The sequence below is a fragment of the Rhodococcus sp. WS3 genome (genome assembly GCF_003797085.1).
GTDB lineage: Bacteria > Actinomycetota > Actinomycetes > Mycobacteriales > Mycobacteriaceae > Rhodococcus_F > Rhodococcus_F globerula.
In genome coordinates this window covers 1,580,716-1,591,845 of record NZ_RKMA01000001.1, presented here as the reverse complement: position 1 = coordinate 1,591,845, position 11,130 = coordinate 1,580,716, and the positions used below count along the sequence as shown (strand labels likewise).

Here is an 11,130-nt window from a genome sequence, read left to right as displayed (position 1 = left end):
TAAGGATTTGCTGTTCAATTGAATGTCAGGTATGCGGCAAATGTCGCGGGTTCTGACGTGACGCTTGTGATCATCGCTCCAACGCGCAGCTCAGTGCGTGAGCCGAAAGGGATTGAAGATGGAAGTACAGGACTACCTGAAGGTATTGCAGGCGCGCTGGAAGATCATCGCTGTTGTCACCGTTGTCGCGATTCTCGGCGCGTTGGGCGCCTCGCTGATCTCGACCCCGATCTACCAGGCCTCTACCAGGCTGTTCGTGTCCACCACGCTGGGAAGCTCCGTCAACGAGGCATACCAGGGAAACCTGCTGTCACAGCAGCGGGTTACGTCGTACACCAAGCTGCTGACCGGGCAAACTCTCGCGCAGCGCACTATCGATCGGCTCGGTAGCGATGCAGTCAACGGAATGACGCCGGCCCAACTCGCGGCAAGCGTTGTGGCGACGTCCGCACCCGACACGGTTCTGATCGACGTGGGCGTGAAGGACCCGTCGCCCGAACGTGCACGCGATATCGCCAACGCACTGTCGGACGAGTTTGTCTTGATGGCAAAGGAATTGGAGACCCCGGAGACGGGTGGAACCCCGGCAGCCCGCGTGGTCGTCGAGCAGGAAGCGGGAACACCCACCACGCCCGTATCGCCGAACACCAAGCGCAACATCGCACTCGGCGCAGCAGTTGGCCTGCTTCTGGGTATCGCGCTTGCCGTCTTGCGTGACCGTCTCGACAACACAGTCAAGGATCGTCGGGCTGTCGAAGAGGTAGCAGGCTCCGCGTTGGTCGGAACCATTCCCTTCGACAAGGAAATGCAGACCAAGCACACCATCGAATTCAACGAAGGCAACTCTGCCAGCGCCGAGGCCTACCGCGAGCTGCGTACCAACCTTCAGTTCCTCGAAGTGGACAACCCGCCACGCGTCATCGTTGTCACGAGTTCGCTTTCCGCAGAAGGTAAGACGACGACGGCCGTCAACATCGCTCTGGTTCTCGCCGAGGCCGGAAAGTCGGTCTGCCTCGTGGAAGGCGACCTGCGCAAGCCGCGAGTCTCGAAGTACCTCGGCATGATCGGCACCGTCGGCCTCAGCTCGGTCCTGGCCGGTCAAGCGCAACTCGACGACGTACTGCAGCCGACAACGCACGGCGATCTGGTTGTCCTTGCCTCAGGACCTATTCCGCCGAACCCCAGCGAATTGCTCGGCACCGATCACTCCCGACAGGTTCTTGCCGAACTTCGTGATCGATTCGAGTACGTCATCATCGACGCGCCGCCGCTGCTTCCGGTCACGGATGCGGCAGTTCTGACCGCAATGTCAGACGGCGCCTTGGTAATTGCGCGCCACGCCAGCACCAAGCGAGATCAGCTTGCCCGGGCCGTCGGCAATCTTCAGAGCGTCGGCGCACGCATCTTGGGCACCGTCATCACGATGACGCCCGCCAACAAGCGGGGCGGTGGATACGAGTACAAGTACTACTACGAAACCGACAAGACGGTGCCTGCGCTCGCTGAGGCTGCACCGTTACCGGGGGCCTCAGCAAGTTCTGCGACTCCTGCCAAGGCCACCGCACCGAAGAATGCGCCGGTGCCCGCGACGGACTCCACAGAATCCAATGCCGCTCCCGTCAAGGCACCCGTGAAGGCTCCCGAGGAAACCTCACACTCCTCGATGCCGTTCGATGATGCGCCAACTCAGGAATTCCAGCTCCGGACGAGTGAAAACGGACATCGCTATCTCGATTGATTCTGTTACCGCGGAATCAGCCTGAGTACATATACGGGACTTTGGTCCGGAAATGATCACATTTTCTCCGACCAAATGCCCGGAATGTGCTAAAAACGGTTAGTATCACGGCGATGGCAATCCGCCATTCACTTAATTATCCGGAGGATCTCATGCTCGGTTCCCTGTATTCTTTCAGCGCAGAAATCGGTGTCCCGTCTGTTGATGCCATTCTGGCATTCATCGGCAAGGGCATCGGGTCGATCTTGAACGTGAGTGCGTAGTAGCTAACAAACAGCCCCTGTCCAACTGAGCTGGACAGGGGCTGTTTTCTGTTTGAGGGCAATGATTGCCGAAGGGGATCGGCAAGCGAAGTCCTATTGAGCGGGAATCGCAATGCGCCGTAGCAAAGGCCCCAGAAGAGTGGCGATCTCCAACCCCACAGCGTGGAAAGTTTCCTCATCCGCGCCAATAGGATCGGCAACGTCTTCACTTTCCTGAACCTGATAGCGCGGGCGAGCGCCGGCCAGTTCGGCAACTGTTGTTGCCGCCGATTCTTCCGCTAACCGAGCGGCCTCACGCAATGTGAAAGTTCGCTTGAACTGCGATGGCGCCAACGCCAGAATCTTGTCGCGATGACGCTCCGTCATAGCCAGAATCAAATCGGCCTCGGACGCGATCGCAGTGGTAAGCCGTCGAGCGCGAAAATTGGAAGGATCGCCTCCCAGGCCTTCCAGTACCAGCGCCGCTGTCGGTTCCACCGCATGACCGACAAGGGCGCGCGTGCCGGCACTCGACGCCGTGAGATCCGTGATTCCCGCTTCCTCCGCAAATGCTCGAGCAAGGCGTTCCCCTGTTGGCGATCGGCAGATATTTCCGGTGCAGACAAAGAGGATGTGCATGAGGTCAATCATAAAGGGGCAGCGCCACAATGCGGCACCATGATGTCGCGAAATGTTTGCACATCGACTACGCGGTGTTCCCGCCGCGTCCGTCGTTGGGATATATGAACTACTCATGAGACTGACCGTGTTCGGGACCGGGTACCTGGGGCTGACCCATGCCGTGTGTATGGCGGAACTGGGACATGAGGTTCTGGGCGTCGACATCGACGCCGCGAAGGTCGAGATGCTGTGCGCCGGTCATGTTCCGTTCTTCGAACCTGAACTGGCACAGCTGTTGACGCGGAATCTCGAGTCCGGGCGGCTGGGCTTCACGACGTCGTACGCGGAGGCCTCGGAGTTCGCGGATCTCCATTTTCTTTGCGTGGGCACTCCGCAGAAGCGCGGCGAGAAGGCCGCGGACATTTCTTACGTCGATGCCGTGATCGACACGCTGGCACCGCTATTGGAGCGTCCGGCCGTCATTGTCGGGAAGTCGACAGTTCCCGTGGGGACAGCCGCACGGCTAGGCGCGCGGGTTCGGGCCGCCGCCCCGGCAGGCGACGGCGTCGAGGTGGCGTGGAATCCCGAATTCCTGCGCGAAGGAAAAGCCGTCGCAGATACGTTGCGTCCGGACCGGCTGGTTGTCGGCGTCGATCGGGATCGCCCCGGCACCGCCGAATCTGCTCTTCGGGACGTCTATGCCTCGATGCTCGACGCGCGCATCCCGTTTCTGGTTACCGACCTTGCGACGTCGGAGCTCGTCAAAGGTTCGGCAAACGCCTTTCTGGCCACAAAAATTTCGTTCATCAACGCGATCGCGGAAATCTGCGAGGCAACCGGAGCCGACGTCACCGTGTTAGCTGACGCCCTTGGTCACGACGCGCGGATCGGGCGGAGCTTCCTGAATGCCGGTCTGGGATTCGGCGGCGGTTGCCTGCCGAAGGACATTCGGTCGTTCGCGGCGCGGGCCGGAGAGCTGGGCGTTGATCAAGCCTTGTCGTTCCTCCGTGAGGTGGACAGCATCAACATGCGACGCCGAACCAAGGTCCTCGAGATGGTGACGCAAGCCTGCGGCGGCAGTTTGCTGGGAATGAACGTGGCTGTCCTAGGGGCGGCCTTTAAGCCTGAATCGGACGATGTGCGCGATTCGCCCGCACTGAATGTTGCGGGCATGATGCAACTGCACGGCGCGAACGTGACGGTGTACGACCCCAAGGCGATTGAGAATTCGCGCAGCATTTTTCCCACGCTCAACTATGCAACGTCGACGTCAGAGGCGTGCAAGCGCGCAGATGTCGTGCTGGTTGCCACCGAATGGTCTGAGTTTGCCGAACTCCAACCGTCGCAGCTGGATTCGGTTGTGCACGGGCGGGTGATCGTCGACGGACGCAACTGCCTCGACCCGTCACTCTGGCGATCGGCCGGCTGGATTTATCGCGGGGTAGGGCGGTGAGAGCTAAGGGTGAATAACTGATAAGTTGCCAGCCGTACGGTCGGTTCGACTCTGCACATCTCCACGATGCAATCGAATGGGTAGACTTCCCGCCGGAAGGTGACGGGTCTGCTCATGGATCTGTTTGCAGTCGACGAAGGTGGCTCATGAACTTGGTGCTCGGTGTAACAGTGGGGGCGAGCGCTGTGCGCTTGGCACGCCCAGGAGCGCCGGAGCACGGTGGGCCGGTATTTCGATCCAGAGCGATCGTGCGCGGACACGAAACCCCCGAAGACGTGGCAGCCGATTCCATTCGCGTCGCGCTCGCGGAATTCGCCGGCCAAGACAACTCCGTCGCTGTCGTCTACCGCGATCAGAGTCAGGCAGGCGCCCTCAGCCAGGCACTTGATCGTGGCCGGATCGACAACTACCGGCTGATACCCGAATCGGCGGCAATTCTGCGGATGCTCGAGGAGCCGGGAACGCTGGGCGCACAGAACACCCTGGTGGTCATCGACCTCGGTGCCACCGGCGCAACCGTCGACGTCCTCGATCGCACCACCGGTGCAACCGTCGTCACCGCCAGATCCAGTCAAGTCAGCGGCGATCAGTTCGACGCACTCGTCTACCTCGACCAAACCGAACGACGTCGCATCGCGACGCCTACCGATCCCGAAGGCATCGCAGAACTCCAAGCCCGGAGCCGACTGGCCAAGGAACAACTCTCGACCCGCAGCGCAGTCTGCCTCCCCGGACCAGGCGGATTACTACTCCTCTCCCGAGAAGTCTTCGACTCCTTGGTCGCGCCCAGCGTCGAGGCTCTGGCCCGAGAGGTCCGTGAGGTGGTTGCCACCTCCGGTCGGCGCCCGGACTCCGTTGTACTGATCGGCGGCGGCGCCCGAGTCCCCATCATTCGCACCGTGCTGGAACGGTGGATCGAAATCCCCGTCATAGCGCCGGAACAGCCAGACCTCCTCGCCACGCAGGGAGCCGCACTGCTCGCGGGCGGCGCGCCCCGCAGAGAACCCGTCGCTGCGCCCGCCGTGACTGTTGCGGCCCCGGCAGTGGCGCCGATCTTTGCGCCGTACCCGATCAACACTCCTGCTGTGGCGCCGGCGCCCGTCCAGGCATTCGCCCACGGTGGCCTTGCAACGATGACCGGGCCAGGGCCTGCGCCGGCTAGTGCCGATCTCCATGCGCCCGCGCATGCGCAGGTGGCGCCCGCACCCGAGTCAGTACCGACCCAGGCTCAACCAGCCGCCGACTACGACAGCGACGAATCAGACGTCAAAGAACCCGTCATGGTCGATGCCCAGGCGTACTCGGCTGTTCACGAGGACGTCAGTGGGGGACAACCCACCTGGCTCGCCGCTACTTCGCACGACGAGACAACCACCCCGGAGTCAGGCAGGCAGTTCCGATTCGCCGGACTGGGAGCCGGTGTTGTTGCCGCGATCGTCATCGTCGGTCTGGGAATGGGCTACGGCGGGAAGGTGTTCGGCGATTCGGGCGAAGCCGGCCCGGTAGCAACAGAGGTCACCACAACACAAACGCCGTCGACGACGGTTCCGACCACCACCACAACACCGCCGCCTACCACCACAACAGAGCCGCCTCCGGTGACGGAGGAAGCTCCCGTGTACGAGGCACCCTACGAGGCGCCGTACGTCCCGCCGGCACCTGCGCCGGCGCCGCCGCCCGCACTGTACATTCCCGGGCTGCCCCCGATCCTGCTTCCCGTTCTGCCGCCCATCCCCGGTTTGTGAGCTAGCGCTTGGAGTGACGCCCACCGTTCGATGCGGTGGCCGTCGAACTTCCCGGCGGACGGGCAAGGAGCACTGCGATAGCCGTCGTGAGCGGAACCGACAGCGCAAGCGCGATGCCGCCGACAGCAGATCGCACGATTTCGATGGCTACGGCGTCGCCGACCAGAACGTCGCCCAGCGGACGGCCACTGACACTGAACAACAGCAGCAACGGCAAAGCGCCGCCCGCATAGGCCAAGACCAAGGTGTAGACGGTACTGGCGATGTGATCGCGACCCACGCGCATCGAGCCGGCAAACACCTGGCGTCGGGTCGCGCCCTTGTCCAACTGCGCCAACTCGAATGCCGACGACGCCTGGGTGATCGTGACGTCGTTGAGCACACCCAGCGAGCCGATGATGAAGCCTGCGAGCAGGAGTCCGGTGATGTCGACGTGCTGAATGTAGGTCTGCACGTTGGTGTTCTGCTCTTCGGATAGCCCGGTGAGTTGTGTCAGTTCGATCGACAGGTAAGACAGCACCGCAGCAAGAACCATGGCGGCGAGGGTTCCGAGAAGCGCAGAACTGGTTCGGAGCGAGACCCCGTGCGCGAGGTACAAGACGGCATACAAAATGACGGCGCCCGACACCAGCGCAACGGGTATCGCGGGTTTTCCGTCCAACAAGGCGGGGAGCAGAAAGCCGACCACCACGCCGAACGCCACCACAAGCCCGAGAAGTGCCCGCAATCCGCGCCACCGGGCAACAGCGATGATCACCACGGCAAAAGCCACGACGATGAGCGTCAGCGACAATCCGCGTGAATAGTCCTCGAAGGAATACTGCGTCGCCCCGGTCGGATCGGTCTGGCGCAGCAGACGGATATGCTCGCCGACTCGCAAATCAGGTTGGCCGGGACCCGGAATGATCTCCAGCAATGTCTGGGTACCGGCGTTCGGACCCGATTCGATGTCGACGATGCTTCGCTGACACTGATAACTCGTATTCGCCGGGGGTGCCGGTTCGCCGACGAATGGTCTTCCCGCCGAGACACTTCCGCAGGCGCCGATCTCCTGGAGGGTGACCGTGCCGGCCTCCGTGACCACTGACCCGCCGTCGGAGTTCTGAAACGGCAACGGGATGTCGAGGTTGGCCTTGTCCGGCCACAGAGCGATGACGCCGACGAGTACGGCTAGACCGACGACGGTGAGGATGCCGACGACAACGCGGGCAGCAGTGGCTCCGATGTGGAGTGGGCCGTCATGACCATGGCCGTGACCGTGGCTCATCGGAAACTGAGTGTCGGACTGGGGATTTGCACCGGTGCCATGTTAGCGGCAGTTGCTGTGAACAGGTGAGTCACCGGACTTGGCGGCTGGAGAGGAAGAGTTCGAGCTGGGTGGCGGGGAACAGGGGGGGTTGTCCCCGCCACCAACCTGGTATCCACAGGGGGGGGAGGGATACCAGGTGCTCGCGGCACCGAAGTGCTGAAACCAATGTACCCAATTTCAAACCAATCTGGTGCATTGTCTTGCTACTAATTTACAACGGTTATCGGACCAATTGCGCTGTTTCTACCGTAGCGGCAGGTCGCGACTAGTCAAACACTCAACCAAACCGATTGGTTTCGGAAATTTGTGACCAAGGTCGCACGAATGCCCCGCACATTTATCCGTGCGGGGCATCCATAGAAAAACAAACTGGTCAAACGTCCATGGCCGTGGCCAGTGGGTTTCCAGCTTCCTACTGTTTGTAACTCGTAAGGAAGTTGCCAAACCGCTCGATTGCGACAGCGAGGTCACGGGCCCACGGAAGGGTAACGATTCGCAAATGGTCATGATCGGGCCAATTGAAGCCCGTTCCCTGAACCATCAGGATCTTCTCCTGCAGAAGAAGATCCTGAACCAACTTCTCGTCGTTGTGGATCTCGTGAACATTCGGATCCAAGCGAGGGAACGCGTACAGCGCACCACGCGGCTTGACACACGAGACACCCGGAATCATGTTGAGGCGTTCCCATGCGACATCGCGCTGCTCGAGCAGGCGTCCGCCCGGGAGGATGAGGTCCTCGATGCTCTGATGGCCACCGAGCGCCACCTGGATAGCGTGCTGACCCGGAACATTCGGGCACAAGCGCGTCGACGCCAAGAGGTCGAGACCCTCGAGGAAACCGCCGGCGTGCTCCTTCGGGCCGGTGATCGCCACCCAACCCGAACGGTAGCCCGCAACGCGATACGCCTTCGAGAGACCGTTGAACGTCAGGCACAGAAGATCAGGAGCCAACGACGCAAGCGAGATGTGCTTGGCGTCGTCGTACAAGATCTTGTCGTAAATCTCGTCAGCGAGCAGAAGAAGCTGATGCTTGCGCGCCAGATCGACCAACTGCTGGAGAATCTCCATCGAGTACACCGCACCCGTAGGGTTGTTCGGGTTGATGACCAGCAAGGCCTTGGTCTTGTCGGTGATCTTGGATTCGATATCCGCGATATCGGGATTCCAGTCGTTGCCTTCGTCGCACAGATAGTGCACCGGAGTTCCACCGGACAAGCTGGTCATTGCCGTCCACAACGGGTAGTCCGGCGCTGGGATCAGCACCTCGTCGCCGTTGTTGAGCAGGGCCTGCATTGTCATGGTGATCAGCTCGGACACGCCGTTGCCGAGGTAGATGTCATCGACGTCCACCTCGGGGAAGCCGGGAACCAGCTCGTACCGAGTCACGATCGCGCGCCTGGCCGACAAAATGCCCTTGGACTCCGAGTACCCCTGAGCGTAGGGAAGAGCGGCGATCATGTCGCGCATGATCACGTCCGGTGCGTCGAAACCGAACGGTGCGGGGTTTCCGATGTTGAGCTTGAGGATCCGGTGCCCTTCCGCCTCCAACCGGGCGGCATGCGCGTGCACCGGTCCACGGATTTCGTACAGGACGTTCTGGAGCTTCGACGACTGCTCCAGCTCGCGCTGCGGCTGACGATGGCGGACGGGTTCTGGTGTGCTCACGAGTTACATGATTCCACCTGTGCGCAAGTGGATTCTTCCGGGCACGACAGAAGGTGCCGTCTGTTCGGTTGGCTTACACGTCGGTTGGCTTATTCTGGGGCGCATGACGCCGACCGACGTGATCGCAGCCCCGTACGGATCGTGGGCCTCGCCCATCGACGCAGCAGATCTGGCCAACGGAGGTCACCCGGTAGAAGGTGGCCGCTACGTCGGTGACGAGGTGTGGTGGGCGGAGCTGCGGCCAACCGAAGGCGGGCGCGTCGCGATCCGACGGTTGGGGCTCGACGATCAGCCCGTCGACGTACTGCCCGCGCCGTGGAACGCACGCACCCGAGTTCACGAGTACGGCGGCGGCGCGTGGACGGTCACGGACGCCGGGCGGTTGGTTTTCAGTGAGTTCTCCGATCAGCGGGTGTACATCCTCGAAGGTCTCAGGCCGCGAGCATTGACACCCCCGACGTCGTCATCGGTGCGATACGCGGATCTGTCGATCGTCGGAGCCGACGTGTGGGCAGTGCGCGAGTCCCACGCGCCAGGCGGCACGATCACGCGCGACATCTGCGCCATTCCGCTCGACGGATCCGGCGAGATTCGCGCCATCGTCGGCGGTTCGGACTTCCTTGCATACCCGCGGCCCTCCCCGGACGGAAGCAAGATCGCCTGGATCGCGTGGAATCACCCGCAGATGCCCTGGGACGGAACCGAACTGCGGGTTGCGGATCTGGTCGACGGCGTAGCGGGTCCGCATCGAGTTCTTCTCGGCGGCACGGAAGAGTCAGTGCTGCAACCGGAATGGATATCGGGCGACGAACTGTACGTGGTCAGCGATCGCAGCGGGTGGTGGAATATCTATCGCGTGGGTCCAGACGTGGCCGCGCTCTGCCAGGTTGATGCCGACTTCGGTGACGCGCTGTGGCAGTTCGGCGCCCGCTGGTACGAGGTGCTCGGCAACGGAAAACTGTTGACCGTGCGCACTTTCGGCACGGATACCCTCGCGGTGCTGGATCCGGAAACCGGCGACTTGCGCGACATCGACGTCTCCGGCGTCACCAGCATCGGACTCATGCAGGTGCGCGATGATCAGCTGCTGATCAAAAGCGGCGGCGCAAAACTGGCTACCGGACTGCGTGAACTGGACCTCGGCACCGGCGCGCTGCGTGATGTTCGCCTGTCCGTCGACGCGCTTCCCGAATCTGCTTATCTCCCCGAAGCTCGAACCGTTGTTGCACACGGGCACGGCCGCGAAGTCCACGCATTTGCCTACCCGCCCCGCAATCCCCGCTACCGCGGCCAAGACGGTGAACTCCCGCCGTACGTCGCCTTCGTGCATGGCGGACCCACCGCGCACATAGCGCCAGCTCTGAACCTCGTGTACGCCTACTTCACCAGTCGGGGAATCGGCGTCGTGGACGTCAACTACGGCGGATCCACCGGATATGGCCGCGAGTACCGCAATCGTCTGCGTGGCCAGTGGGGCGTCGTAGATGTCCAGGATGTGATCACCGCCGTCACGGGACTCGCCGAACAGGGGCTTGCCGACCCTGCCCGCCTGGCCGTCGAAGGCGGATCTGCGGGTGGCTGGACCGTGTTGGCGGCGTTGACAACCTCCGACGTGTTTGCATGCGGCGCTTCCTATTACGGCGTGGCCGAACTGGACGGCTTTGTCAAGGAAACCCATGACTTCGAATCGCGGTACATCGACGGACTGATCGGGCCGCTGCCGGAATCGGCGGCGCTGTACGCGGAGCGCGCACCGCTCAACAACGTCGACGGTTTGAACTGCCCGGTCCTGCTGCTGCAAGGTCTCGACGATCCGATCGTTCCGCCGTCACAAGCCGAACGCTTTCGAGATGCACTGGTATCGAAGGGCATTCCGCATGCCTACCTGGCCTACGAAGGCGAATCCCACGGCTTCCGTAAGCAGTCCACGATCATCAGTTCCCGCAACGCGGAACTGTCCTTCTACGGACAGGTGCTCGGGTTCACGCCGCCAGGTGTTCCGCAGCTGAAGCTGTGGACTCACGAGGTGTAGCTGCTGCCCAGGAGGATCGTGACCGCCCAGTTCTTCTCGGGGACAAGATGAGTCACCGACGTACAGCCGTTGGTTGCGGCTCCTGCAGTGCCGGGGAAGAGGGTGAGTGCCACTGTAAGTGTCACTGCCACTGCAAGAGTCCGCGTGGCTGCAGACTAACCGGTCTGAACTCTTGGCGGATGGCCAAGCGGACAATTCGGGTACTTGGTCCTCGGGGGATCAGTGGTTGTGGGGAAGCCGACATGGTTTGTGCGCAGTGAACATGGTGTGCGGCACGCTGGTACGGGTGTTCACTGGACAGAAACTGTGCTCACTTGCAGGGTT

9 protein-coding genes are annotated in these 11,130 nt (G+C 62.0%); 5 read left to right on the top strand and 4 right to left on the bottom strand.

All coding sequences use genetic code 11. From position 1 onward, the window contains the following. The first annotated feature begins 118 nt into the window (after window positions 1-118). Together EEB13_RS07290 and EEB13_RS31415 are read left to right on the top strand one after the other, a co-directional pair. The gene (locus EEB13_RS07290) at window positions 119-1,738 is read left to right on the top strand and encodes a polysaccharide biosynthesis tyrosine autokinase (RefSeq protein ID WP_261984459.1); all 1,620 of its coding nucleotides are present in this window, start codon (window positions 119-121) and stop codon (window positions 1,736-1,738) included. A gap of 113 nt (window positions 1,739-1,851) precedes the next feature. Next, window positions 1,852-2,001, top strand: coding sequence for a hypothetical protein (locus EEB13_RS31415; protein WP_187328505.1), 150 nt, complete (start codon window positions 1,852-1,854; stop codon window positions 1,999-2,001). 93 nt (window positions 2,002-2,094) lie between these two features. Here the strand turns inward: EEB13_RS31415 and EEB13_RS07285 are convergent, their stop codons facing one another. Then, the gene (locus tag EEB13_RS07285; protein WP_141484924.1) at window positions 2,095-2,619 is read right to left on the bottom strand and encodes a low molecular weight phosphatase family protein; all 525 of its coding nucleotides are present in this window, start codon (window positions 2,617-2,619) and stop codon (window positions 2,095-2,097) included. Window positions 2,620-2,734: 115 nt separating this feature from the next. Between EEB13_RS07285 and EEB13_RS07280 the strand changes: the two genes are divergently transcribed. Both EEB13_RS07280 and EEB13_RS07275 read left to right on the top strand, forming a co-directional pair. Beyond that, entirely contained in the window at window positions 2,735-4,054 is a 1,320-nt protein-coding gene (locus EEB13_RS07280) for a UDP-glucose dehydrogenase family protein (RefSeq protein ID WP_141484923.1), read from the top strand. A 146-nt stretch (window positions 4,055-4,200) separates the two neighbouring features. Next, entirely contained in the window at window positions 4,201-5,799 is a 1,599-nt protein-coding gene (locus tag EEB13_RS07275) for an Hsp70 family protein (RefSeq protein WP_141484922.1), read from the top strand. 1 nt (window position 5,800) lies between these two features. Here the strand turns inward: EEB13_RS07275 and EEB13_RS07270 are convergent, their stop codons facing one another. Both EEB13_RS07270 and EEB13_RS07265 read right to left on the bottom strand, forming a co-directional pair. Further along, the gene (locus EEB13_RS07270; protein ID WP_033235722.1) at window positions 5,801-7,066 is read right to left on the bottom strand and encodes a YibE/F family protein; all 1,266 of its coding nucleotides are present in this window, start codon (window positions 7,064-7,066) and stop codon (window positions 5,801-5,803) included. A gap of 454 nt (window positions 7,067-7,520) precedes the next feature. After that, a complete protein-coding gene (locus EEB13_RS07265) occupies window positions 7,521-8,774 on the bottom strand; it encodes a pyridoxal phosphate-dependent aminotransferase (protein WP_033235721.1) in 1,254 nt (417 codons plus the stop codon). A 103-nt stretch (window positions 8,775-8,877) separates the two neighbouring features. Here EEB13_RS07265 and EEB13_RS07260 point away from each other — a divergent pair, with 103 nt between their 5' ends. Beyond that, window positions 8,878-10,806, top strand: a complete 1,929-nt coding sequence (locus EEB13_RS07260; protein ID WP_141484921.1) for a prolyl oligopeptidase family serine peptidase — start codon at window positions 8,878-8,880, stop codon at window positions 10,804-10,806. On the opposite strand, the gene EEB13_RS31410 is transcribed toward EEB13_RS07260, so the two are convergent. Beyond that, window positions 10,794-10,937, bottom strand: a complete 144-nt coding sequence (locus EEB13_RS31410; RefSeq protein ID WP_187328504.1) for a hypothetical protein — start codon at window positions 10,935-10,937, stop codon at window positions 10,794-10,796. The genes EEB13_RS07260 and EEB13_RS31410 overlap by 13 nt on opposite strands. Between the last annotated feature and the right edge of the window lie 193 nt (window positions 10,938-11,130).